This is a genomic window from Leucobacter muris (genome assembly GCF_004028235.1).
Lineage (GTDB): Bacteria > Actinomycetota > Actinomycetes > Actinomycetales > Microbacteriaceae > Leucobacter > Leucobacter muris.
The window spans coordinates 1,549,494-1,573,372 of sequence record NZ_CP035037.1 but is presented as its reverse complement, the minus strand read 5'-3'; the positions used below and the strand labels follow the sequence as shown (position 1 = coordinate 1,573,372).

Below are 23,879 nucleotides of genomic sequence, written 5' to 3'. Positions count from 1 at the left end.
TTAGTTGGCTCCTTCTGCGCTGGCCGAGCCTGCCGAGGCCCGATCCTTGACCAGCTGGCGGAATCGATCGAAGAGGTAGAAGGCGTCGTGCGGACCGGCGGCGGCCTCGGGGTGGTACTGCACCGAGAAGGCGGGGATGTCGAGGCACTCGAGCCCCTCCACCACCTGGTCGTTGAGGCTGTAGTGGCTCACCTGCACGCGCCCGAAGCCCTCGGGAGCGTCGAGCTCGCCCTCGATGGGCGCGTCGACGGCGAAGCCGTGGTTCTGGGCGGTGATCTCGACGCGGCCGGTGCGCTTGTCGAGCACGGGCTGGTTGATGCCGCGGTGGCCGAAGGGCAGCTTGTAGGTGCCGAAGCCGAGGGCGCGGCCGAGCAGCTGATTGCCGAAGCAGATGCCGAAGTAGGGCACGCCGTCGCGCAGCAGCTCCCGCAGCAGCACGACCTGCTGGTCGGATGCCGCGGGATCGCCGGGACCGTTCGAGTAGAACAGCGCGTCGGGGGCGATGGCCCGGATCTCGTCGAGCGAGGTGGAGGCCGGCAGCACGATCACGTCGAAGCCGTGCTCGGAGAGGTACTGCACGGTGGCGCGCTTGATGCCGAGGTCGAGCACCGCGATCGAGCCGATGCGCTCGGCGCCGTCGGCGGCCGGCACGTCGTAGCGCTCGGGCGTGGTGACCTGCTCGGAGAGGTTCTTGCCCGCCATGCCGGCCTGCTCGCGCACGAGCGAGAGCTGTTCGTCGGCCGAGAGCTCGAGGTCGGCGCCCGAGAAGATGCCCGCGCGCATGGCGCCGGCCGAGCGGATGCGGCGGGTGATGGCCCGGGTGTCCACGCCCGAGATGCCGACGACGCCGTCGTCGACGAGGTCCTCGTCGAGCGAGCGCTGCGCGCGGAAGTTCGAGACGCGGCGTGCGGGATCGCGCACCACGAAGCCGGACACCCAGATCTTGCGCGACTCCATGTCGGTGTCGTTGGCGCCGGTGTTGCCGATGTGGGGCGCGGTCATGAGCACGATCTGGCCCGCGTAGGAGGGATCGGTCAGCGTCTCCTGGTAGCCGGTCATGCCGGTCGAGAACACGACCTCGCCGAGCGTGCGACCGGTCGCGCCGTAGGCGCGCCCGTCGTAGCGGGAGCCGTCCTCGAGCACCAGCACGGCGCCGCCCTCGGGCACCGCGGCCGCGGGCGGCGCCGTGACGCCGCTCGTCGTCGACTCGGGGGTCGACACCTCTTCACCTGTGTTCGTGGTCACGCGTCCTCCTGCGTCGTTCCGTCTGTGTCCGTCTGTCCCGGCGCCCCGCACATGGCGGGGGTCAGGATCTGCTCGATCGCCTCTGCGAAGCGCCGCTGCTCGGCGGGGTCCGCGAAGCGGAAGCTCGATTCGAGGGTGCGGCTCTCGCCGCCGGCCTCGCTGTCTCCGTGGGTCTCGTCGGCGCGCCAGGCGAGCAGGGAGAGGCCTCCCCGCTCGACGGCCTTGCCGATGCGAACGCCGGCGTCGCCGGTGCCCAGCACCCGGTCGGCGGCGATGTGCACGGGGCGCTCTCCGGTGACCTGGATGGTGACGCCGTCGCGGCGCACCGTCACCTCGGCGTAGCCCTTGTAGCGCAGCCCGGGCAGGGCGATGCGCTCGAGCGGGGCGCCCGCGGCGGTCGTGGAGACGTAACCCGCGCGCGGGAAGCGCTCGATGATCTCGCCGCCGGGCTCGTCGGACGACGCCGCTGCGGCCGCGTCGCGCTTCAGGCGCGCGCGCCAGGAGCACCACATGCCGACGAGCACGAGCACGCCCACCGCGCCGAAGAGCAGCGCGATCGAGTAGGCGCTCATCGGGCCCCCTCCAGCGCTGCGGTCGCGGCGGCGGCCGCCACGGTGGCGGTCTCGACGAGTGCTCCCCCGTCGAGCGTCAGGTAGCCGCGGCGCACCGTGTAGGCCACTCGACCGGGCAGCTCCATCCCGAGATAGGGCGAGTTGACGCTGAGGCCTCGCAGCCTGGCGAGGTCGAACTCGCTCGCGCCGCCCGGGTCGACGAGCACGAGGTCGGCGCTCTCACCCTCGGCGAGGGCGGCGGGGTGCCCCTCGAGCCTGCCGATCTCGGCCGGCTTCTGCGAGAGCAGGGTCTCGAGCTCGGCCCAGCTGGTGTGGCCCTCGTTCACGAGGGTGAGCAGCGCGATCGGCAGCGCCGACTCGAGGCCGACCATGCCGAAGGCGGCGACGTCCCACTCGCACTCCTTCGCCTCGACGGGGTGCGGCGCGTGGTCGGTCGCGATGATGTCGATGACTCCCTCCGCCACTGCGCGGCGCAGCGCGCGCACGTCTTCCTCGCGGCGCAGCGGCGGGTTCACCTTGTAGCGGGGGTCGTAGCTGCGCACCAGCTCCTCGGTGAGGATGAGGTGGTGCGGGGTGACCTCCGCGGTGACCTGCACGCCGCGGGCCTTCGCCCAGCGCACCACCTCGACCGAGCCGGCCGTCGAGAGGTGGCAGATGTGCAGGCGCGCGCCGATGTGCTCGGCGAGCAGCACGTCGCGGGCGATGATCGACTCCTCGGCGACCGCGGGCCAGCCCTTCAGGCCGAGCTCGCTCGAGAGCGCGCCCTCGTTCATCTGCGAGCCCTCGGTGAGGCGCGGGTCCTGCGCGTGCTGCGCGATCACGCCGTCGAAGGTCTTCACGTACTCGAGTGCGCGGCGCATGAGCAGCGGATCGTGCACGCACTTGCCGTCGTCGGAGAACACGCGCACGGCGGCGCGCGACTGCGCCATCGCGCCGATCTCGCTGAGGCGCTCCCCCGCGAGGTCTTCGGTGACCGCTCCGATGGGGCGCACCGTGGCGTAACCGGCGGCGTCGCCGAGCGACTGCACCTGCTCGACCACGCCGGCCGTGTCCTGCACGGGCATCGTGTTGGCCATCGCGAACACGCTCGTGAAGCCGCCCGCGGCGGCGGCCCGGGTGCCGGTGAGCACGGTCTCGGACTGCTCGAAGCCGGGCTCGCGCAGGTGGGTGTGCAGGTCGACGAGGCCGGTGAGGGCGACGAGCCCCTCGGCGTCGATCACGCGCTCGCCCTCGCGGGGCTGCAGCTCGGCGCCGCGCTCGACGATGCGGCCGCCCGAGATGCGCAGGTCGACGGAGGCCGCCGAACGGGGATCGGCGCCGCGCTCGGTGAGGTCGGCGGCGAGACGCGCGCCGCGGATCAGGAGGTCGGGGTTACTCATGGGTGCTCCGTTCGGATCCGCTCAACAACAGGTACAGGGCCGCCATCCGCACCGAGACGCCGTTCGCGACCTGCTCGAGCACGGTGGAGCGCTCGGAGTCGGCGGCCCGCGACGAGATCTCGAGGCCGCGGTTCATGGGGCCGGGGTGCATCACGATGGTGCGCTCGCCGAGTCTGCCGAGCCTGGCGTCGTCGAGGCCCCAGTTGCGGGCGTACTCGCGCTCGTTCGGGAAGAAGGCGGCGTGCATGCGCTCGGTCTGGATGCGCAGCAGCATCACCACGTCGGGCTGCTCGTCCCGCAGAGCGGCGTCGAGGGAGTGGTGCAGCGTGACCGGCCAGTCGCGGGCGCCGTAGGGCAGCAGGGTCTCGGGCGCGACGAAGCTCACGTGCGCGCCGAGGGCGTTCAGCAGCCAGAGGTTCGAGCGGGCCACGCGGGAGTGGGCGACATCGCCGACGATCACCACCGAGACGCCGTCGAGGTCGCGGCCCCGGCTCGAATCGGCGAAGAGGCGCCGGCGCATCGTGAAGGCGTCGAGCAGCGCCTGCGTGGGGTGCTCGTGGGTGCCGTCGCCGGCGTTGAGCACACCCGCGTCGATCCAGCCGCTGCGGGCGAGCCGTTCGGGGGCGCCCGAGGCCGGGTGGCGGATCACCACGCCGTCGGCGCCGATCGCCTGCAGGGTCTGCGCGGTGTCCTTGAGCGACTCCCCCTTCGAGACCGACGATCCCTTCGCGCTGAAGTTGATGACGTCGGCGCTCAGACGCTTCGCCGCGGCTTCGAAGGAGATGCGGGTGCGCGTCGAGTCCTCGTAGAAGAGGTTGACCACCGTCTTGCCGCGCAGCGCGGGCAGCTTCTTCACCTCGCGCTGCTGGGCGGCGTCCATCTCTTCGGCGGTGTCGAGGATGAGGATCGCTTCGTCTCGGCTCAGCGTGCGCGTGTCGAGCAGGTGCCTCATGCGGTCGCCTCCGGAGCCGTCGCACGCACCCGGGCCGGCGCCTGCGCGAGGGAGGGATCGTCGACGCTGCCGATGGCGACCTCGTCGACGCCGTCGAGCTCTTCCAGCCGCAGCGAGATGCGCTCGTGCTTGGCGCTCGGCAGGTTCTTGCCGATGTAGTCGGCTCGGATCGGCAGCTCGCGGTGGCCGCGGTCGATGAGCGCGGCGAGGCGCACGGCGCGGGGGCGGCCGTGATCGTTCAGCGCGTCGAGGGCGGCGCGCACGGTGCGGCCCGAGTAGAGCACGTCGTCGACGAGCACCACGGTGACGCCGTCGATGCCGGCGACGGGCATCTCGGTCGGCTGCGGAGCCCGTGCGGGCTGCCGCGAGAGGTCGTCGCGGTACATGGTGACGTCGAGACTGCCGACCGGCACGTCGACTCCCTCGATGCGGGAGATGGTGGCGGCGATGCGGTGCGCCAGCAGGGTGCCGCGTCTCGGGATGCCGACGAGGATCAGGTCGCCGGTGCCCTTGTTCGCCTCGACGATCTCGTGGGAGATGCGGGTCAGCGCCCGCGATATGTCGTCGGCGTAGAGGAGGGTACGCATGTTCCCAGCACTCCTTTCCCGCCTCACAGGACGGACTTAAAGGAACTCATTTCCCTCAACAATAGCAGGCCCGGCGACCCGGGCCCGCGCTCGGCCCGCCGCGGTGCTCCGCCGCGGCGAAGCACCGCGAAAGGCGAGTTTCGCAGCTGAACCCGGAGCTGCACCTGCGAAATCCGCCTCTCGGCGCCTGCCGCGCCGTCACTCGCGCCACACCGGCGCGAGCAGTTCGTCGAGCCCGACGCCGAGCGCCCTCGACAGCTTCAGCCAGGTCTTGAGGTCGCCGTGGTGCTTGCCGGAACCGAGATTCAGGATCGTCTGCCGGCTGACCCCGGAGGCCTCGGCGAGCTGCTCGATGGTCAGGCCGGCGCGCGTGCGCTCCCGCCCGATGATCACTCTCAGCTGGGTGAGGTCGGGGTTGGGAGGAAGTGGCACCTCACCAGTCCATAGAGTTTGCCCCCGCAGCGCAGCACAGGATACTGTGCATAAAGCACAGGTTCTTGTACCCTGCCGCTGCACTACCCATCGGAATCCCACTGCCCCGACCGAAAGGACCCCGATCCACATGAAGAAAACGCTTCCCTCACTGGCAGCCGTCGCCCTGCTGACCATCGGCCTCGCCGGCTGCTCGGGCGCCGCGGAGCCCGCCGCCCCCGCTGCCCCCGCTGAGGCTCCCGCAGAGGAGGTCGTCGCCGAGCCCATCTGGACCCCGGTCGCGACGATCACCGGCAACGCGGACCAGCAGTCGGACACGATCGCGCTGACCGGCGGGAAGGTGCGCGTCACCTACGACTTCGTCGACAACGCGGGCGCGAACATGGTCGTCGGCGCGGTCTACGTGCTCACCGAGGGCACCGACATCATGACCGACGGAGCGATCCCCGACGTCATGATCAGCGAGCCCGGAGCTGGCGAGACCATCCTGCGCAAGGACGCCGGCGACTACTACGTGAAGGTCACCGCGGCGAACGCCGACTACACGGTGACGGTCGAAGAGCAGAAGTAGCGCGTGGGCGCGACGAGCGCCGCTCCCGAACGACGAAAGGCGGGTTTCGCCGGCGATTCCGAAGAATCACCGGAGAAACCCGCCTTTCGACTGGGCGGCGGAGGCCGACCCGAGAAGCCCTACGCCTGCGCGTGATCGGCGATGCGGCCGAGCACGCCGTTGACGAAGCGGCTGGAGTCCTCCGTGGAGTAGTCCTTGGCCAGTTCCACGGCCTCGTCGATCGCGACCGCCGTGGGCACCTCGTCGTTGAAGAGGATCTCCCAAGCCGCGAGGCGCAGCAGCGCACGGTCGACGTTCGGCATGCGCTCGAGCGTCCACCCCTGCGCGTAGCTCATGATGAGCTCGTCGATCTCGTCGCGGTGGTCGGTGACGCCGTCCACGATCTCACGGGCGTACAGCCACGAGGCCTCGCGGTCGGGCTCGCCGGCGGCGCGCTGGGCCTCGGCGTTCACGATCGTGATGATCGACTCGTCGCGCACGTCGGCCTGGAAGAGCATGTCGAGGGCGCGCTTGCGCGCCTTGGTGCGGGCTGACAACGGTACTAGTCGTTGACTCGGCCGAGGTAGTCGCCCGTGCGGGTGTCGACCTTGACCCGGGTGCCGGTCTCGAGGAACAGGGGAACCTGGATCTCGGCGCCGGTCTCCACGGTCGCGGGCTTGGTGCCGCCGGTGGAGCGGTCGCCCTGCAGGCCGGGCTCGGTGTAGGTGATCTCGAGCACGACCGAGGCGGGCAGCTCGAGGTAGAGCGGATCGCCCTCGTGCAGCGCGATCTGCACGTCCTGGTTCTCGAGCATGAACTTCGCCGAGTCGCCCACCACGGCGCCCGAGACGGTCAGCTGGTCGTAGTCGCTCTTGTCCATGAAGACGAAGTCGGCGCCGTCCTGGTAGAGGTACTGGTAGTCGCGGCGGTCGACGTTCGCGGTCTCGATCTTGGCGCCCGCGTTGTAGGTCTTGTCGATGATCTTGCCCGAGACGACGTTCTTCTGCTTGGTGCGCACGAAGGCGCCGCCCTTGCCCGGCTTGACGTGCTGGAACTCGACCACGCTCCAGAGCTGACCGTTCTCCTTGATCACGGTGCCGTTCTTGATGTCGTTCGAGGTTGCCATACAGGTGTTCTCCGGGTTCTATCGGGTTCGAGCGCCAGAGCAGCGCCGATACAGTTTACACCGCGCTTACCGAGGCCGCCTTGCAGTTCTCCCACAAACGGCGTGCGGCCGCGATCCGTGCCGCCCTATCCTGCCGTGATGCACATGCTCTTCCGCACCCTCTGGCATCTCTGGTTCGTCGGGCCGCGCGGCCCGCGTCTCGGCTTCGGCGACGTCTCCCGCTCGCGGTTCCGCGCGTGGCCGACCGACCTCGACGTGCTGCGCCACATGAACAACGGCAAGTACCTCTCCATCATGGACGTGGCCCGGTTCGACCTGATCCAGCGCAACGGCGCGCTCGACGTGTTCAAGCGCGAGGGCTGGTACCCGGTCGTCGTGGGTCAGACCATCTCGTACCGCAAGTCGCTGAACCCGTGGATGCGGTTCTGGATCGAGTCGCGCATCCTGGGCTTCGACGAGCAGGCCGTCTACATCGAGCAGCGCTTCGTGCGGCCCGACGCGCAGCGCCGCCCCGAGATCTACGCCCGGGCGATCGTGCGCGGGCGCATCCTGCGCCGCAGCGGCGGCACGGTGCCGGTGAGCGAGGTCATCGAGAAGAGCGGGGCGGATCCCGAGCAGTTGCGCGTGCCCGACGACGTGCTCGCGTGGGGTGCGTCGTCCCGGCTCCCCTCCACCCGATCCGACGCGCGCAGCGTCTGGGAGTAGCCGGCGGCAGCCGGGCACGGGCGCCAGCCAGGTACGGGCGCCAGCCAGGTACGGGCGCAGGGTCAGCCGACCGGCGGCCGTGCCCCGAGGTGCGGCCCCTGGTTGCCGATCTCGCGGCAGTTGATGCGCACGCTGCGCTCGCCGGCGTCGTAGACGTGGCGCGCGGCCAGACGGCCGTCGGCGAGTGCGCCCGCCAGCCAGGTGAAGCTGCGGGCGTCGACCAGCGGCTCGCTCGAGGCCGCGCGCATCAGCTGCAGCATCAGCATCTCGGGCAGCGTGGCGTGCGGGCCGTGCTCGAAGCTCAGGCCGAGCACGGCGGGCGCGAGCCCGCCCGGCACGAGCCGCAGCGTCCACCCCGTCGCGGCGCCCGCGCGGGCGCGCACGATCGGCACACCCGATGGTGCACGATCGAGCAGGGCGAACTCGCGCTCGGCCTCGTTCGCGAGCACGAGCGGCGAACCGCCCTCGGGCTGCGACAGCGGCCCCTCATGCTCGGCCGCCCGTTCGAACAACCGTCGCCAGCCCGCCGCCCCGAGGCCGTAGGGCGCCGGCACGGGCACGAGCGTGGGGTCGCCGGACAGGGCCGCGCCGAGCCGCGCGAGATCCGCACCGGCATCGGCGAAGGCCTCGGGCTGCGGCGGCTCGAGGCCCACCCGGCCGGCGACGGCGCGAGCGGCGTCGAAGGCCCGCCCGAACCGGTCGCGCTGCGCCTCGTCGAGCACGTCGGCGAACCCGACCGAGGAGAGCGATGTCGCGCGCAGCGCTTCGGTCTCGCCGTCGAGCCAGGCGTCGAACCCGTCGGCTCGGTCGCCCCCGTTCGACGCGAGGGCGGCGTCGAGCTCGCTCGCGAGCTCGGGGAAGAGCGCCCGCGTGAGGCGGATCCGATCCCCCGTGTCTGGCGTGCTCATGTGCCCTCCCGCTCCCTGTCGCTCATCTTCACGGTAGCTCACTCTCGACCAGGTCGAGGATCGCCTCGGCGATGCCGCTCGGGTCGTCGACGCGACGGCTGCTCGGTGCGTAGCGCCGCACGATCTCGTCGGAGCCGATGCCGATCCCGTGCACGTCCACGCCCGCGGCCCGCAATCGCCGCAGCTCGCGTGCGGCCGCGACGGGGTCGTTCGACCCTCCGTCGCTCACCAGCAGCACGAGCCGTCGTCGTTCGACGCCATCGGCCGCCGCGGCCGCACTCGCGCCGGCTGCGCCGGGCGCGATCCCGAGCTGCTGCGCCGCGGTGAGCAGCGCAGCGCCGTCGTTCGTGGAGCCCCTCGGCGATCGGATGCCCGAGTCCATGCGGCGCCTCGCCTCGTCGTCGAGGCCCCGGCTCAGCGGCTTCACCACGAGCGGCTCGGCGTCGAACAGCACGAGCGCGGTGCGGATGTCGAGGTCGAGTTCGATCCCCGCCCGCTGCTCGGCGTGCGCGACGTCGCGTTCGACGCCCGCGAGCGCCTCCATCATGATGAGCGCCGCATCGGCCGCCGCGTCGGCGATGCGCCCCTGCATCGACGCCGAGCGGTCGACGAGCAGCACGTAGTCGGTGCTGCCCGCGCGGCGGCGGCGGCGCGGCCGGGTCTCCCGGCGCAGAAAGGCGGCCGGGCGCGCCACGCCCGCCCGCGCCTCGGCGACCGCGCGGGCCAGGGCCTCGGGGCTCAGCATCTCCCCCTCCGGCACCGGCCGGCGACCGATCCCGCGCACCTGGGCGACCCGCTCGGCGATGACCCGCGCCCACACCGCCCGCATGCGTTCGATCGCGTCGGCCAGCTCGCCGGCCCGACCGCGGTAGTCCGAGAACGCGAGCCCGCCGTTCGCTGCGGCGGCGCCGCCCCCGGCCTCCCTCGGATCGTCGCTGCTGCGCGGCGCACCCTCGAGCGGAGGCAGGGACATCGCCTCGAGCAGCGCCCCCTCGGCGGGGAGCGGCGTCGCGAGCAGCGCGCTCACGAATCCCGCCTGCTCGGCGGCGAACAGGTCTGCGCCCTCGGCCGTCTGACGCCCCTCGCCCGCCCGGGCGCGCTCGTCGTCTTCCGGCGCCGACGCCTCCCCGTCCTGGCCGCCCTCGTCGGGCGCCTGCTGAGCGGCGTCGCCGCCCGCGCCGGCCGCGCCGAAGTCGTCGGAGGCGCCGCCGCCCTCGTGCTCCTGAGCCTCGGCTCCCCGGGGCGCCTCACCCCACCCGCGGTCACGCGCGTCCCTCGCGAGCAGCCGTTCGTAGGGCGGCAGCAGCAGCGCGAGCGCGCGTTCGAAGCGGTCGAGCGCGCCTCGTCCGGGGTCGGGCGCCAGCACGCGCTGCAGGGCGTCGCCCCGCTCGGAGGCCCGCTGCAGCGCGTCCCACTCGGCGGCGACCTCGGCGTCGGCCCCATCGGTGGGCGCCGGCGCGCCGAATCCCGCCGCGAGCAGCAGGGCGACCCACTGCAGGTGCCGAGCCTGCTCGCCCAGCCCCTCCGGCAGGCTGCGGGCCATCGCCGACGCGAGCCGGTCCCGCATTCCCGGCAGCGCCGTGAGCAGCTCGGCCGCGGCCTGCAGGCGCACGACTGCCGCGACGAGCGGCTGCGCGGCGGGCCGTCCCGACACGATGGAACGGCCGCGACGCGCCCGCTCGGGGGTCACCCGCTCGCCGCGCACGCTCTCCCAGAGCTGCAGCAGTGCGAGCGCGACGGCCTCGTCGCGCCCGTGACCGCGCTGCGCGTACCAGCCGAGTCCCACGCGCAAGCCGGCCTCGTCGAGCTCCCAGTCGTCGTCATCGGTGACCGAGACGGGCACGCCGATCAGGGCGCCGACGGCGCGCAGCCGCTCCCGCTCCTCGATGCCCCGGTCGACCATGCCCACACCCTACCGGGGCCGGCGCGAGACCGATGCTGCCTGCGCGTGACGCGCGACGACCCGCCGCGGCCGCAGCCGCTCGCGTGAGCGTCGTGCGCGCAGTGGTAGCGTGACGGGCATGCTGGCATTCGACGCTGACCCGGTGCTGCGCGAGGCGCGCTCCATCGCCGATGAGCGCCGCCGTGTGCGCCGCGCGCTGCGTTCTGCGACCGGGCACGACGAGGCCGCGGAGCACCGCGCCGATCTGGCCTCGCTCGATGCCAGGCTCGCCGCGATCCTCGACGACCCGGACAACCGCGAACTCGTCGACCGGGCCCTCGTCGAGCGGGCGCGCGTGCTGCGCCTCGCGGTCGCGGCCCGGCGCGAACGGACGGCCCGCGACGCGACCCTCGCCTCCGCGCACGCGATCGTGGGTCGCGCGGTCGCCGCGGGCAGGGCGCCGACGGCGTCCGAGGGGGTGCGCGTGCGGGAGCTGCGAGCGGCCGCCGGCGCAGAGTCCCAGCGGGGATGGCGATCCGCCATCACCTCCGCAGAACGCCGCGACGGCGTGCTCGAAGCGCTCGGCGCGCTGCGACTGCGGGAAGCCGCCCGCCAGCTGCGCGGCGGCCTGCTCGAGACGGCCCAGATGCGCGGCATCATCTCGGAAGCGCTGCCCGCCGTGCTGCGCGGCGACCCGGTGCTGCTCGTCGGCGAGACTGGCGGCGCGAAGACCGCCCTCGCCGAGCACCTCTCGCGGCTCGCGGTCGGCGGCGAACCCGAGTTCGTCTCCGGCTACGGCGACATCACCGGCGCCCAGCTCATCGGCACCCACGAACTGCGGGCCGCTGGCGGCGCGACCGTGAGCGTGTTCGTGCCGGGGCCGCTGCTGCGGGCCATGACCGAGGGCCGGCCGGTGATCCTCGACGAACTCAACGCGATGCCGGCCGAGTTCCTGAAGCGTCTCAACCGGGTGCTGCAGCTGCGCCCGGGCGACGCGTTCGGCGTGCAGGAGGACGCGGGCCGCGAGGTGCGGATCGCGTCGGGCTTCGCGATCCTCGCCACCGCCAACGAGCAGACCCCGCATCGATACCGGGGGCTCGATCGCCTGAGCGCCGAACTGGTGAACCGCTTCGGCGCGAACGCCTACCGCGTGCACTACCCCGACACCGGCCTCGGCTACGACGGTTTCCCCGTCGAGAACGCGCTGCTCGCGACCGCCGCCGTCGTGGATCGGCGGGGCGAGCTGCCGCCGGGGCTCGGCGTCGACGAGCTGTTCCGGGTGGCGCGGGCGGCGTTCATCAGCCAGCAGGTGTTCGCGGGCGAGCACGGCGAGGGCTTCGGCGACTACGTGAGCACGGAGCGCGAGATCGACGGGCGACCGGGGCTCGAGGAGGCGGTGCTCGCGCCGCGCACCCTCGTCGCGATCCTGCAGAAGGTCGCCGGCAGCGCCGGCACCGTGACGCTCGATCACGCGCTCACCCGCTTCGTCGAGGGTGTGATGCACCGCGAGGATCGCCGAGTGCTCGCGCTGATCCTGCAGGGGCAGGGATTCCGGATCGGCTGATCCGCGTCGCTAGAAGATCTGCCGCAGGTTGGTGCGGGCCAGGTCGAGCACCTCGTCGCCGCGACCGGACAGCACCGAGCGCAGCGCGTAGAGCGTGAAGCCCTTCATCTGCTCGACGCTGATCGAGGGCGGCATCGACAGCTCCTGCCGGTCGGTCATCACCTCGACGAGCGCGGGTCCGTCGTGGGCGAAGGCCTCGCGCAGCGCATCCTCGAGCTGATCGGAGTCGCTCACCCGCGTCGCGTGCACGCCCACGGCTCGCGCGACGGCCGAAAGGTCGGGGTTCTTCAGCTCGGTGCCGTAGTTCACGAAGCCGGCGGCCTTCATCTCGAGTTCGACGAAGTTGAGCGACGAGTTGTTGAACACCACGATCTTGAGCGGCAGCGGCGCGTTCTGCTCGAGCGTCAGCAGTTCGCCGAGCAGCATCGCGAGGCCGCCGTCGCCGGCCAGCGCGATCACCTGGCGGTTGCGGTGCGAGGCCTGCACGCCGATGCCCTGCGAGAGCGCGTTGGCCATCGAGCCGTGGCTGAACGAGCCGATGAGGCGTCGGCGTCCGTTCATCGTGAGGTAGCGGGCGGCCCACACGACGGGCGAGCCCACGTCGGGGATGAACACCGCATCGTCGGCGGCCAGGCGGTCGATCAGCCTGGCGACGTACTGGGGGTGGATGGGCTTGCCCGACGCGGTCGGTGTGGCGAGCTCGTCGAGCTTCTTGCGGGTCTTGCGGTAGTGCTCCAGCGCGTCGTCGAGATGGGAGCGGCGCTTCTTGCGCTCGATCAGAGGCAGGAGCGCCGCGGCGGTCTCGCCGGCGTCGCCCACGATCCCGAGGTCGAGCGGGGCGCGGCGGCCCAGCTGCTCCCCGCGCACGTCGACCTGGATCTTGGTCGCGCCCGCGGGGAAGAACTGCTGGTAGGGGAAATCGGTGCCGAGCATGAGGATCGTGTCGGCCGCCTCCATCGCCCGGTAGCCGGAGGCGAAGCCGAGCAGCCCGGTCATGCCCACGTCGAAGGGGTTGTCGTACTCGATGTGCTCCTTGCCGCGCAGGGCGTGCACGACGGGGGCGGCGAGGGCGTCGGCCAGGGCGATGACCTCGTCGTGGGCGCCCGCCACCCCCGCTCCGGCGAGGATCGTCACCTTCTTCGCGCCGTTCAGCAGTTCGGCGGCGCGCTCCAGCTGCTCCTGCTGCGGGAGCACGCGCGGGCGGGTCGTCGTGATCCTCGCGATGCCCTCGTCCGGGATGTCCGCGAGCGCGACGTCGCCGGGGATCACGAGCACGGCGACCCCCTGCCGTTCGACGGCGGTCTGCATCGCGATGCGCAGCAGTCGGGGCATCTGCTCCGCGCTCGAGACGTGCTCGGCGTACACGGAGCACTCGCGGAAGAGCTCCTGCGGGTGCGTCTCCTGGAAGTAGTTCGACCCGATCTCGGCGCTCGGGATGTGCGCGGCGATCGCGAGCACCGGCACCCGCGAGCGCTGCGCGTCGTACAGCCCGTTGATGAGGTGCAGGTTGCCGGGACCGCAGCTGCCCGCGCACACCGCCAGCCGCCCCGTGGTGCCGGCCTCCCCCGCTGCCGCGAAGGCGGCGCCCTCCTCGTGGCGCGCGTGCACCCACTCGATGTCCGAGGTGCGGAGCGCGTCGGTGAAGCCGTTGAGCGAGTCGCCAGGGATCCCGTAGACGCGTTCGACTCCGTTCGCCTCGAGGGTGTCGACGATGTTCTGCGCGACCGTGGTCATGGAGGTCCCCCTTCGCCTGTTGCGGCGGCGGGTCTCCGCCGCTCCCTCCCATCCTCGTGGCGCCCCGGGACGGGCACAAGGGGGTTGCGGCGGGAGCGGCGGGCCTCGGCGGGCTCAGCCGGCGGGCGCCTCGTAGGTGAGCACGCGGGCAACGTCGTGCTCGGGCCTCTTCTCGCCGGCGAGCACCTCGAAGTCGAGGTGGTTCTGGCGCGGCGGCAGCGGGCACGTCACGAAGTTCGTGACGGCGCAGGGCAGTGCGACGGCGTAGTTGAAGTCGATCCAGTCGATGCGGCCCTCGCCGTCCTCCGAGAATTCCAGCTCGATCACGCGGCCGGCCCCGTAGGTGACGGGGCCGCTGGTGAGGTCGCGGATGTGGGCGACGGGCTGCACCCGGTCGCCGGCGTCCTTGCCGATGAGCACGATCTCGTAGGTCTTGCCGCCGTGCTCGAAGCGCAGGGTGCCGATCCGGCTCGTGGTCTCGCGCACGCCGCGCTCGACCGTCTCCTGCTCGACGTCGTCGCGCTCGGCCGGCGTGAACGCGGCGGGGATGCGCCAGTCCGGGTCGTAGTCGAACGCGGTGAGGCCGATCTGCTCGGCGCGCACGGAGACGCGCGGATCGCGCACGCGCACGCCGAAGATGCGTTCTCCGGCGTCGTTCGTGCGCGGCACCGTCTCGACCTCGCACTCGCCGAAGTAGACGGGCGCGCTCGCGCCGTGGCCGTAGGTCTGATTGCGGCCGGTGACGATCTCGACGGGACCCGTCGGGTACTCGCCGTCGACGGACAGCGTGGGGCCTTCGGCGGGCGGGGTGTAGATGACGCGTCCGTCCTCGACGCTCCAGGCGCCGGTCAGCAGTTCGAGCTCGACGCCCGACGCGCCCTCGTGCAGCCAGTACTGGGCGACGAGCGCCGTCCAGCCGTAGGGCCGCGTGAGATCCGAGACGTGCTTGTGGCGCCACTCGCGCCACTGGCCTGCGAGATGCTCGGTTACCGGCATCGGTGCTCCTTTACTGTTCATGGGTGGAAGTCTGTCGCGCCGCGCGATGCACGAACTCGCACACGCGGTCGAACGAGTCGGTGCTCGCCTCGGCGTTGCCGCGGGGTGTGCCGCCGTTCGAGTAGTGCACCCCCGAGACCGGGTGCACGCGCTCGATCTCGGTGCTCGGCAGGTGCGGGATCGTGATGCCGTGGCCGGCGTCGGCGTAGTCGAGGTGCAGCCGTTCGGCGGCGTGGCCGTGCCGTTCGAGGGCGTCGAGCACGATGCGTGAGGCCAGGCTCGACGGCCAGGCTCGGTCGTCGAGGCCCGACACGCACGCGACCGGGCCGGGGAAGCGCTCGATGGGGATGCGGGCGGCGCGGGCGAGGGCGCGGTCGCGCAGACCGTCGACGTAGACGTCGGCGTGGCGGGTGGGCGCGGGGTCGTCGTTCCAGGGCTGCCAGTCGACCTCTCGGTTGTCGTGCCAGAGATGCTCGAGCGGCTCGCCGCCCCGGGTCCACGTGGGGCCGTTCCACCCCTCGGCCGGATCTGCGGCGCCCTGTGCGCCGAACACGAAGGCGGCCGGCACGAAGGCAACGGCGCCGAGGATGCGCTCGGGGAAGGTCGCCGCGAGCAGCAGCGTGAGCTCGCCGCCGCGCGACTGCCCGCTGACGAGCGGCGCGCCGCCGAGCGGGTCGAGCTCGGCGACGGCGTAGTCGAGGGCGCGCTCGAAGTACTCGAGGGGCGTGCGGGAGATGTAGTCGGGCAGCCCGGGCGCTTTGAAGTAGCCGAGCGCGAGGGCCTGGATGCCGTGCGCGGCGTAAAGGGCGGCTCGGGGCTCGTTGACGCCGCCGCCGGAGCCGTTCATCACGATGATCGTCGGGAAGGGACCGGCGCCTGCGGGCCGGAAGAGGGTGGCGACGAGGCCCCGTTCGCGGATCTCCCGCCGCCGCACGCCCTCGGCGAGCAGTCGCTGCTCGACGACGACTTCGGCGAACGCCGGGGGCGCGCCCCGGTCGAAGACGCCCTCGGCCGGCACGTCGAGCAGGCCGGTGCCCGGCTCGGCGCGGCCGGTGATGCGGGTGAGGATCGGCTCGGCGACAGCACGCGGCTCGACGCCGCCGCCGACGGCGGTCTCCCGGCGCTGCGCCCAGAAGAGGCCCATCGCGTCGGCGACGCGATAGTCGCCCGAGACCGGGGCCGAGACGTCGAGGTCGACCCGGCCGTCGGCGTCGGCGAGGAAGGTCGCCTGGGATGCCCACAGCTCGGCGCCGCGCAGCGTCTCCGCGCGCAGGGTCACGAGGGATCCGGGCACGGTCGCCTCGACCGTGACGCGGCGGCGTTCGGAGAGCAGGCCGATCCGTGGTTCGGCCTCGATGCGCAGCGCGCCGGTCACGACGCCCCCTCCGCTCCGCGCGCGAGCAGCGCGTCGTACTGGTGCTGCGTCAGGGCGACAGCGCCCTCGAGGTCTTCGTGCCCCTGCGGGAGCGCATCGAAGCGGCCCGGCACGTGACCGCCCGCCGCACGCCACTCCGCCGCGATCTCCGCGCACGTCTCGGCGATCCCGCTGCCGCCCGCCCGCGCGGGATCGAACGCGATGATCACCGCTCCACGGCCCGCGGCCGCCTCGCCGGACGGCGCCCGCCCGCCCACCGCGGCCCCGGCGATCACCTCGACGAGCAGGCCCGTCAGTGACCCGAGACGGCCTTCGGGCAGCAGGGCGGCCGCGGCATCGGCGGCGACGGTCGGCCGGCCCTGCGCGTCGAGTGCGACGCCCTCGGGCAGCGGCTCCCCCGCCTCGCGACGACGGCGCAGCTCGGCGAGCGTGATGCGGGAGGTGGCGAAGTCGGCCACGAGCGGCGATCCGCCGGTTCGCGGTGCGGCGAAGGCGAGCGGGTTGGTGCCGATCGCGGGCGAGGATCCGCCCCACGGCGCCACCATCGCCGGCGCCTGCGCCGAGACGAGCGCGACCGCCCCCGCCTCGGCGAGGGAGCGCGCCGCGAGCCCGAGCACGCCGAGCGCGCCGACGTTGCGGACGCCGACCAGCCCGATGCCGTGGGCGGCCGTCGACGCGGCGGCGATCCTCACCGCCGCCGCGAGCGCCAGCGGTCCGGGGGCGCCGGTCGCATCGATGCCGTCGATCGCCCCCGAGCCGGTCGCACCGGCGTCCACCGCCGACTCCCGGCCGGTCGCAGGGTCCGCAGCAGCATCCCGCGCGTCGCGCGTCGCGGGCGCCCCCGGGCCTGAGCCCGAGACGTGCGCGAGGTCGCGCAGCAGCATGTCGACGCCGAACCCGGTCAACCCGAGACGCTCGGCCTGCACGATCCAGCGCGCCGCGAGATCCGCGTCCTCGGCCTCGATGCCGCGCGCTCGCCCCGCATCGGCGAAGGGTGCGAGCGCGGCCGCCACGTCGCCCTTCAGGCGGTGAGCCGCGACCTCGATCAGCGCGTCCACGGCGCCCCGCTCAGTACTTCACCCACGGCACCACGCGGCGCTCGACGAAACCCTCGAGAGCCGTCGCGCCGTAGCCGAGCGCCGAGATGGTGACGATGCCGACGTACATCTTCGAGACCGCGAACGTCGACCACGAACTCCAGATGAGGTAGCCGAGGCCGCTCTGCGAACCCACGAACTCCGACGCCGCGATGATCACGAACGCGCCGCCCGTCGCGAGCTTCATGCCCGTGAAGATCGACGGCAGCGCGTACGAGAACGACACCGTGAACCACCGCTGCAGCCGGGTCGCGCCGTTCGCGCGCGCCACGTCCTCGAACAGCGAGGGCGTCTGCATCACGCCGCTCATCGTGTTGAAGAACAGGTAGAAGAAGACGCCGATGGCGACGATCACGTACTTGCTCGTCTCGCCGAGCCCGAAGATGAGCAGCAGCAGCGGGAAGATCGCGACCTTCGGGATGGGCAGCAGGCTCGAGAAGATCGGCTCGAGCAGCTGGCGCAGCGGGCGAACGGTGCCGAGCAGCACCCCGAGCAGCACGCCCGGGATCGCACCCATCAGGAAGCCGACGAAGATGCGCGACAGCGTCATCGCGGTGTGCTCGATGAGCACACCGTCCATCAGCATCTTCACGAACGTCTCGACGATCGAGCTCGGCGGCGGGAAGAACCGCGCGTCGAGCACGCCGGCGCGGCTGAGCACCTCCCAGACGAGGATGAGCAGCAGCGGGGTGTACGGACCGATGCGGCGGATCCACGGCGAGCCCTTCTCGGCCTGCACCGCCGCGGCCAGCTTGCGCGTGACCTCCTCCCGCGACGCCGTCGGATCCTGCCGGGTCTCCTCCACCTGAGCGGTCACGCCGCCTCCTCCCCCCCCCCCCCCGCCGCGTCCTGCTCGAGCAGGTTCCAGAGCTGATAGGTGATCTCGCCGTAGCGCGGATCGCGCCGCAGCTCGATGATGTCGCGCGGCCGTTCGAACGGGATCTCGATCTCGGCCACGATGCGGCCGGGCCGGCGCGACATCACCACGACGCGGTCGGCGAGCGTGAGCGCCTCGTCGACGCTGTGCGTGATGAACATGACCGACTTCGAGGTCTGCTCCCAGATGCGCAGCAGCTCCTGCTGCAGCGCGACGCGGGTCTGCTCGTCGAGCGCGCCGAAGGGCTCGTCCATGAGCAGCGCGTCGCCGTCGTCGGCGAGAGCGCGCGCCACCGAGGTGCGCTGACGCATGCCGCCCGAGATCTGCGCCGGGTAGTAGCTGCCGAAGTCGGAGAGCCCCACCAGGTCGAGCAGCTCGCGCACCCGCTCGCGGCGGGCGGCGCGCGGCATGCCGCGCAGCTTCAGCGGGTAGCCGACGTTCTCGGCGACCGTGAGCCACGGGAACACGCCGTGCTCCTGGAACACCACCGACGGGCGGCTCTGCGTCACGACCGAGCCGAGGCTCGGCTTCTCGAGCCCGGCCGCCACCCGCAGCAGGGTGCTCTTCCCGCACCCGGACGGGCCGAGCACGCAGACGAACTCCTTCTCGCCGATCTCGAGCGAGACGTCCTCGACTGCGACGAGCACGTCGCCCTTCGAGTCGGCGTCGGGAAACGCCTTCCAGAGGTTGCGGATGGAGATGCCGGGCTTCGTCACTTCGCCGCTGCCTGCTCCGAGGCCTGCGCGACCGCCTGCTGCAGGATGTCGTCGCGGAAGACCTCCTCGATGCCCGACGGGCCGTCGAACTCGAGGGCGCCGCGCTCGCGGAAGAAGGCCTCCTGGCGGGCCACGTCCTCCCAGTCGATGGCGCCGTCGGGATCCTGCAGGGTCAGGCCGATGGCGGTGAGGGTCTCGACCGGCAGATCCGTGTACTCCGCGATGATCTCCTGGTCGCCCGGATCGTTCCAGCCGCCGGCCTCGAGCTCCTGCACGGCGCGCAGGTAGGCGGCGGTGAAGGCGGTCACGGCCTCGGGGTACTTGTCGACGTACTCGCTGTTGAACACCAGCGCGCCCAGCTCGACGCCCGCCTGGTAGTCGACGGGCAGCAGCTCGTGGCCGATGTCCTCGCCGGCGATCGCCGACGAGATGGGCTCGATCGTCCAGCTCGCGTCGACGGAGCCGTTGGCCATGGCCGGCGGGATGTCACCCGGGCTCAGGTTGACCAGCTCGACGTCGTCGAGGCTGAGCCCCACCGAGTCGAGGGCGAGGTGCACCGAGTAGATGCCGAACCCGCCGTCGCCCGGAATCCCGATCTTCTTCCCCCTGAGATCCTTCGCATCGGTGACGCCCGAGACGTCGGAGGCCATGAGCGGCGCGGGGTTCTTGCCCTCGGCGGGCACCTTCGAGACGCTCGCGATGACCGAGAGCGAGGCGCCCGCCTTCGTCGCGTTGAACAGGCCGGCGCCCCAGGTGGCGCCGCCCGCGGTGATGCTGCCGGTGCTGACCTGCTGGTAGGTCTCGCCCGAGCTGCCGCTCTTCGAGATCAGTTCGACGTCGAGCCCGGCCTCCTCGAAGTAGCCCTTCTCCTCGGCGATGAAGAACGGGGCGTAATCGGCGTACGGCGAGTAGAGGAAGGTGATCTTCGGGGCGTCTGCCGGGTCGCCGGTGCCGGCGGCCTCGGCGTCGCCGCCCGAAGCGCATCCTGCCAGCAGGGCTGCGCTGGCGAGGAGGGCGATGCCTCCCGAGAGTCGGCGTCGAAGGCTCATAGCGGGAACTCCTGTGTCATGTGGGATCGCGGACCGGATGTCGCCCGCAACGCATCAAATCTACCGGGCGGCGGAGGCCGTCGCGCGCCGCGCGTCACATTCGGCAACACCGCCGCGGCGGAGCGCTCCGAGCGCGCTCGTCAGGAGGCGATCTCCTGGTACGCGAACTGCAGCACCGACTCGTCGACGCCCGCGAGCACGCGCGGCCTGGCGATGTCGTCGAGCACGATGAAGCGCAGCATCCCGGCGCGCGCCTTCTTGTCGCGCTGCATCGTCGCGAGCAGCCCCGGCCAGCGGCCCGCGGGGTACGACAGCGGCAGCGAGAGCGACGAGAGCACCCTACGGTGCCGCTCCACCACCTCGTCGGAGAGCGATCCGGCCATGCGCCCGAGCTCGGCCGCGTACATCATGCCGATCGAGATCGCCACGCCGTGGCGCCACTGGTAGCGCTCGGCGTGCTCGATGGCGTGGCCGAGGGTGTGGCCGTAGTTGAGGATCTCGCGCAGCCCGCCCTCGCGGAAGTCTTCGGAGACGACGCGCGCCTTCACCCCGATGGCGAGCTCGACGACCCGCTGGAACTCGGGCGCTCCGGGGTCGGTCGCGCGCTCGACGTCGGCCTCGATGATGTCGAGGATCTCGGGCTCGGCGATGAAGCCGCACTTCGCCACCTCGGCGAAGCCGGCGAGGATCTCGTTCTTCGGCAGCGTGTCGAGCAGTTCGATGTCGCAGATCACCGCGGAGGGCGCGTAGAAGCAGCCCACCAGGTTCTTGCCCTCTGCTGTGTTGATGCCGGTCTTGCCGCCCACGGACGCGTCGACCATGCCGAGCACCGTGGTGGGGATCTGCACGAGCCGCACGCCGCGCAGCCAGGTCGCCGCCACGAAGCCCGCGAGATCGGTGACGGCGCCGCCGCCGAGCCCGATCACGGCGTCGGTGCGGGTGAAGTCGGCCTGCCCCATGATCTGCCAGCAGAACGCCGCCACCTCGACGCGCTTCGCCGATTCGGCGTCGGGCACCTCGGCGAGCAGCACCTGGCCGTAGCGCTGCTGCAGGGAGCTGCGCAGCTCGTCGGCGAGCCTTCCCACGGTGGCCGTGTGCACGATGAGCACCTTGGCGACGCGGTCGCCGAGCGCCTCGGGCACCCGGTCGAGTACGCCGCGTCCCACCGTGACGGTGTAGTCGGTGTCGCCGGTGACCTCGATGAGGGTCGGGGTGTCGCTCATGCGTTGTCGCTCCTCTTCCTGAAACTGCGAGCCCACTGCGCCACGCGGCGCGCGAGCTGCTCCTTGGTGGCCCGGTCGGTGCGATAGGTCACGTCGGCGACCTCCTCGTACAGCGGGCGGCGCTCCTCGAGAATGCGCCCCCACGCCTCGGGATCGTCGCGCAGCAGCGGCCGGCGCGACAGGTTCGCGGTGCGCAGCACCGCCTCCTGCGTGGTCATGAGCAGCACCACCGGGTGCTCGGCGAGCAGCCGTCTCGTGCTCTCGGTGAGCACCGCCCCGCCTCCGAGCGCCACGATGCGCCCGCCGCCGGTCGCGAGCTCGGCTGCGATCACCTCGGCCTCGAGCCGCCTGAACTCGGGCTCGCCGTGCCGCTCGAAGAACTCGGTGATGGGGCCGTACTGGCGCACGAACACGGCGTCCGTGTCGATGAACGGCACACCGAGCTCGCGCGCCACCCGCTTGCCGAGACTCGTCTTGCCCGCCGCCATGGGGCCCACGAACACCACGGCCCGGTCGGGCAGCCGCGCGCCGCCGCGCCGCCGGCGCCGCCGCCGTGAACGGCCGCGCGAACCCGCGGGCGCGTTGCGAGCGGCAGCAGCCTGGTCGGCCGCGGCGTCGCGCGCCTGCTGACCGTCGTTCGGAGGCGTCGGCCGCGCTGGCGGAGCGGGCTTGGGCTTCGACGCGGGCGGCCCCGTGTCGCGCCCCGCTCGCCGGTGACCGTTCACGACTCGATGACGGTCGCCAGCCGCTCGGGGATCGCCGCCACGTAGGCTTCGAGGTTGCGCCGGGTCTCGGGCAGGCTGTCGCCGCCGAACTTCTCGGTCACCGCGTCGGCCAGCACCAGCGCGACCATCGCCTCGGCCACGACGCCCGCGGCGGGAACGGCGGTGACGTCGCTGCGCTGGTGGTGCGCCTTCGCCTCCTCGCCGGTCGCGGTGTCGATGGTGGGCAGCGCGTGGGGCACGGTGGCGATCGGCTTCATGCCGGCGCGCACGCGCAGCACCTGACCGGTCGTCATGCCGCCCTCGATACCGCCGGCCCGGCCCGTCTCGCGGGTGATGCCGCCGTCCTCGAGGTGCAGCTCATCGTGCGCGACCGAGCCGCGGCGGCGCGTGGTCTCGAAACCGTCGCCGACTTCGACGCCCTTGATCGCCTGAATGCCCATCAGAGCACCGGCGAGGCGCGAGTCGAGGCGGCGGTCCCAGTGCACGTAGGATCCGAGCCCGGGCGGCAGGCCGTAGGCGAGCACCTCGACGATGCCGCCGAGGGTGTCGCCGGTCTTCTTGGTGTCGTCGACCTCCTCGATCATGCGCGCGCTCGTCTCGGCGTCGAAGCAGCGCAGCGGGTCGGCGTCGAGCGACGCGACGTCGTCGGGCCGCGGCAGCGGCGATCCTGCGGGCACCTCGACCTCACCCATCGAGATCGTGTGGCTCACGAGACGGATCCCGAGCTCGGCGAGGAAGGAGCGGGCCACGGCGCCGAGCGCCACGCGCGCGGCGGTCTCGCGCGCGCTGGCGCGCTCGAGCACGGGGCGCGCCTCGTCGAACCCGTACTTCTGCATACCGGTGAGATCGGCGTGCCCCGGACGGGGGCGCGTGAGGGGGGCGCCACGGCCGCGGGACTTCTCGGTGAGCTCGGTCTTCTCGGCGCTCATCACCTCGGTCCACTTGGGCCACTCGGTGTTGCCGATGCGGATCGCGACCGGACCGCCGATCGAGACGCCGTGCACCACGCCGCCCGACAGGTGCAGCTCGTCCTGCTCGAACTTCATGCGCGAGCCGCGGCCGTAGCCCAGCTTGCGGCGAGCGAGGTCTTCTCGGATTCCGTCGAGCGAGACGGGCACCCCGGCGGGCAGTCCCTCGAGGACGGCGATCAGTTCAGGGCCGTGTGATTCTCCGGCAGTCAGCCAACGCAGCATACCCGCTATCTTCCCACATCCGTCGGCTCCGCCGCGTCGCGCATGGCCTCGAGCACGCGGTCCTCGTGCGGCAGGGGGGTCGAGGGATCGCCGGCCACGAAGATGCGGATCTGCAGCAGCGCCTGCTCCACGAGCATCGCCGTCCCGGGGTGCGCCTCGCCGCCGGCCTCGTGCCAGCGCACGGCGAGCGGAGACGGCCACGGGTCATAGGCGACGTCGAACAGCGGGATCTCCGCCAGGGCGTCCGGCAGGGCGAACTCGGCGCCCGCCGGGCCCGGCAGGGTCGAGATGATGAGCGTCGGGCGCGCGACGCGCGGGTCGGCGTCGACCATCGCGGCGAGGACAGCTCCGTCCATGAGGCTCTCGGTGCGGGGCGCCACGGTGCCGGAGACGTGCAGCGCCCGATCCGACCCCGGCTCGCACGTATCGCCGAATCGGGCGACCAGATCGCCGATCGCGGCGACGTTGCGAGCGACGATCTCGACGTGCTCGGCGCCCAGGCCGCGGGCGGCGAGCACCGCCGACACGGCGGTGGCGCCCGACCCGAGCACGACCGTGCTCGTCGGGTCGAGCCCGGCCTTCGAGATCGCGGCGGCGAGGCCCCCGACGTCGGTGTTGAAGCCGGCCCAGGCCGTTCCGCCATCAGGGCCGGGTACGCCGAGGCGCAGCAGCGTGTTCACCACGCCGCTCTCCTCTGCGACGGGGTCTCGCACGAGGGCGAGCCGATGCGCCTCCTCCTTGAGCGGCATCGTGAGCGACAGGCCCCGCCACTCCGCTCCGCACTGCGCGAGGAACCCCGCGAGCCCGTCCGCCTGCAGTTCCTCTCGCCCGTAGCTCCAGTCGAGTCCGAGCTGCGCATACGCCGCCGCGTGGATCGCGGGAGACTTCGAGTGGGCGATCGGCGAGCCGAGCACCGCGAGGGTGGCCGCGGGCAGCGCCGTGGTGGGCGGCCGCTCCCCCTCTGCGTGCCGGGGTGCGCCCGGGCGGCTCAC

The 23,879-nt window shown here is 72.4% G+C and carries 24 protein-coding genes; 3 read left to right on the top strand and 21 right to left on the bottom strand.

What is annotated here, in order from left to right; genetic code table 11:
* The 6 genes from carA to Leucomu_RS15480 form a co-directional block, all read right to left on the bottom strand.
* Positions 1-1,245: a glutamine-hydrolyzing carbamoyl-phosphate synthase small subunit gene (carA, locus tag Leucomu_RS07395; protein ID WP_017885104.1), complete on the bottom strand. Its 1,245-nt coding sequence runs from the start codon at positions 1,243-1,245 to the stop codon at positions 1-3.
* Entirely contained in the window at positions 1,242-1,817 is a 576-nt protein-coding gene (locus Leucomu_RS07390; RefSeq protein ID WP_017885103.1) for a PH-like domain-containing protein, read from the bottom strand. The genes carA and Leucomu_RS07390 overlap by 4 nt, the downstream gene beginning before the upstream one ends.
* Positions 1,814-3,196 (bottom strand): dihydroorotase, encoded by a 1,383-nt coding sequence (locus Leucomu_RS07385; RefSeq protein WP_017885102.1) that lies wholly within the window; start codon positions 3,194-3,196, stop codon positions 1,814-1,816. Before Leucomu_RS07385 ends, Leucomu_RS07390 begins: the two co-directional genes overlap by 4 nt.
* Complete coding sequence (locus tag Leucomu_RS07380) at positions 3,189-4,148, bottom strand: aspartate carbamoyltransferase catalytic subunit (protein ID WP_017885101.1); 960 nt, start codon at positions 4,146-4,148, stop codon at positions 3,189-3,191. The genes Leucomu_RS07385 and Leucomu_RS07380 overlap by 8 nt, the downstream gene beginning before the upstream one ends.
* On the bottom strand, positions 4,145-4,735 hold the full coding sequence (gene pyrR, locus Leucomu_RS07375) for a bifunctional pyr operon transcriptional regulator/uracil phosphoribosyltransferase PyrR (RefSeq protein WP_017885100.1): 591 nt from the start codon (positions 4,733-4,735) through the stop codon (positions 4,145-4,147). Before pyrR ends, Leucomu_RS07380 begins: the two co-directional genes overlap by 4 nt.
* A gap of 198 nt (positions 4,736-4,933) precedes the next feature.
* A complete protein-coding gene (locus Leucomu_RS15480; protein WP_031290271.1) occupies positions 4,934-5,167 on the bottom strand; it encodes a helix-turn-helix transcriptional regulator in 234 nt (77 codons plus the stop codon).
* Between the two features lie 130 nt (positions 5,168-5,297).
* On the opposite strand from Leucomu_RS15480, the gene Leucomu_RS07365 reads away from it, so the two are divergent.
* Positions 5,298-5,738: a hypothetical protein gene (locus Leucomu_RS07365; RefSeq protein ID WP_128386818.1), complete on the top strand. Its 441-nt coding sequence runs from the start codon at positions 5,298-5,300 to the stop codon at positions 5,736-5,738.
* Positions 5,739-5,857: 119 nt separating this feature from the next.
* On the opposite strand, the gene nusB is transcribed toward Leucomu_RS07365, so the two are convergent.
* Positions 5,858-6,274 carry a transcription antitermination factor NusB gene (nusB, locus tag Leucomu_RS07360; RefSeq protein WP_017885097.1) on the bottom strand — a complete coding sequence of 139 codons (417 nt, stop codon included), beginning with the start codon at positions 6,272-6,274 and terminating at the stop codon, positions 5,858-5,860.
* A gap of 5 nt (positions 6,275-6,279) precedes the next feature.
* Positions 6,280-6,843, bottom strand: coding sequence for an elongation factor P (efp, locus tag Leucomu_RS07355; RefSeq protein WP_017885096.1), 564 nt, complete (start codon positions 6,841-6,843; stop codon positions 6,280-6,282).
* 138 nt (positions 6,844-6,981) lie between these two features.
* On the opposite strand from efp, the gene Leucomu_RS07350 reads away from it, so the two are divergent.
* Positions 6,982-7,548: a thioesterase family protein gene (locus Leucomu_RS07350; RefSeq protein WP_128386817.1), complete on the top strand. Its 567-nt coding sequence runs from the start codon at positions 6,982-6,984 to the stop codon at positions 7,546-7,548.
* Between the two features lie 62 nt (positions 7,549-7,610).
* On the opposite strand, the gene Leucomu_RS07345 is transcribed toward Leucomu_RS07350, so the two are convergent.
* Complete coding sequence (locus Leucomu_RS07345) at positions 7,611-8,456, bottom strand: hypothetical protein (RefSeq protein ID WP_128386816.1); 846 nt, start codon at positions 8,454-8,456, stop codon at positions 7,611-7,613.
* A gap of 28 nt (positions 8,457-8,484) precedes the next feature.
* On the bottom strand, positions 8,485-10,359 hold the full coding sequence (locus tag Leucomu_RS07340) for a vWA domain-containing protein (protein ID WP_128386815.1): 1,875 nt from the start codon (positions 10,357-10,359) through the stop codon (positions 8,485-8,487).
* A 118-nt stretch (positions 10,360-10,477) separates the two neighbouring features.
* Between Leucomu_RS07340 and Leucomu_RS07335 the strand changes: the two genes are divergently transcribed.
* Complete coding sequence (locus Leucomu_RS07335; RefSeq protein ID WP_031290269.1) at positions 10,478-11,902, top strand: AAA family ATPase; 1,425 nt, start codon at positions 10,478-10,480, stop codon at positions 11,900-11,902.
* Between the two features lie 9 nt (positions 11,903-11,911).
* Here the strand turns inward: Leucomu_RS07335 and poxB are convergent, their stop codons facing one another.
* From poxB to Leucomu_RS07280, 11 genes are all read right to left on the bottom strand, one after another.
* Positions 11,912-13,636, bottom strand: a complete 1,725-nt coding sequence (gene poxB, locus Leucomu_RS07330; RefSeq protein ID WP_128386814.1) for a ubiquinone-dependent pyruvate dehydrogenase — start codon at positions 13,634-13,636, stop codon at positions 11,912-11,914.
* A gap of 114 nt (positions 13,637-13,750) precedes the next feature.
* Positions 13,751-14,653, bottom strand: coding sequence for a DUF1684 domain-containing protein (locus tag Leucomu_RS07325; RefSeq protein WP_228407343.1), 903 nt, complete (start codon positions 14,651-14,653; stop codon positions 13,751-13,753).
* A complete protein-coding gene (locus Leucomu_RS07320) occupies positions 14,643-16,007 on the bottom strand; it encodes an acyl-CoA thioester hydrolase/BAAT C-terminal domain-containing protein (protein WP_128386813.1) in 1,365 nt (454 codons plus the stop codon). The genes Leucomu_RS07325 and Leucomu_RS07320 overlap by 11 nt, the downstream gene beginning before the upstream one ends.
* Positions 16,004-17,065 carry an Ldh family oxidoreductase gene (locus Leucomu_RS07315; protein ID WP_128386812.1) on the bottom strand — a complete coding sequence of 354 codons (1,062 nt, stop codon included), beginning with the start codon at positions 17,063-17,065 and terminating at the stop codon, positions 16,004-16,006. The genes Leucomu_RS07320 and Leucomu_RS07315 overlap by 4 nt, the downstream gene beginning before the upstream one ends.
* A 10-nt stretch (positions 17,066-17,075) precedes the next feature.
* Positions 17,076-17,921 carry an ABC transporter permease gene (locus Leucomu_RS07310; RefSeq protein WP_128386811.1) on the bottom strand — a complete coding sequence of 282 codons (846 nt, stop codon included), beginning with the start codon at positions 17,919-17,921 and terminating at the stop codon, positions 17,076-17,078.
* The gene (locus Leucomu_RS07305; RefSeq protein WP_128386810.1) at positions 17,918-18,697 is read right to left on the bottom strand and encodes an ABC transporter ATP-binding protein; all 780 of its coding nucleotides are present in this window, start codon (positions 18,695-18,697) and stop codon (positions 17,918-17,920) included. The genes Leucomu_RS07310 and Leucomu_RS07305 overlap by 4 nt, the downstream gene beginning before the upstream one ends.
* On the bottom strand, positions 18,694-19,746 hold the full coding sequence (locus tag Leucomu_RS07300) for an ABC transporter substrate-binding protein (RefSeq protein ID WP_017885085.1): 1,053 nt from the start codon (positions 19,744-19,746) through the stop codon (positions 18,694-18,696). Before Leucomu_RS07300 ends, Leucomu_RS07305 begins: the two co-directional genes overlap by 4 nt.
* A gap of 140 nt (positions 19,747-19,886) precedes the next feature.
* The gene (gene aroB, locus Leucomu_RS07295) at positions 19,887-20,969 is read right to left on the bottom strand and encodes a 3-dehydroquinate synthase (RefSeq protein WP_128386809.1); all 1,083 of its coding nucleotides are present in this window, start codon (positions 20,967-20,969) and stop codon (positions 19,887-19,889) included.
* Positions 20,966-21,694: a shikimate kinase gene (locus tag Leucomu_RS07290; protein ID WP_128386808.1), complete on the bottom strand. Its 729-nt coding sequence runs from the start codon at positions 21,692-21,694 to the stop codon at positions 20,966-20,968. Before Leucomu_RS07290 ends, aroB begins: the two co-directional genes overlap by 4 nt.
* Positions 21,691-22,887, bottom strand: coding sequence for a chorismate synthase (gene aroC, locus Leucomu_RS07285; protein ID WP_017885082.1), 1,197 nt, complete (start codon positions 22,885-22,887; stop codon positions 21,691-21,693). The genes Leucomu_RS07290 and aroC overlap by 4 nt, the downstream gene beginning before the upstream one ends.
* A 5-nt stretch (positions 22,888-22,892) precedes the next feature.
* A complete protein-coding gene (locus Leucomu_RS07280; RefSeq protein ID WP_128386807.1) occupies positions 22,893-23,879 on the bottom strand; it encodes a shikimate dehydrogenase family protein in 987 nt (328 codons plus the stop codon).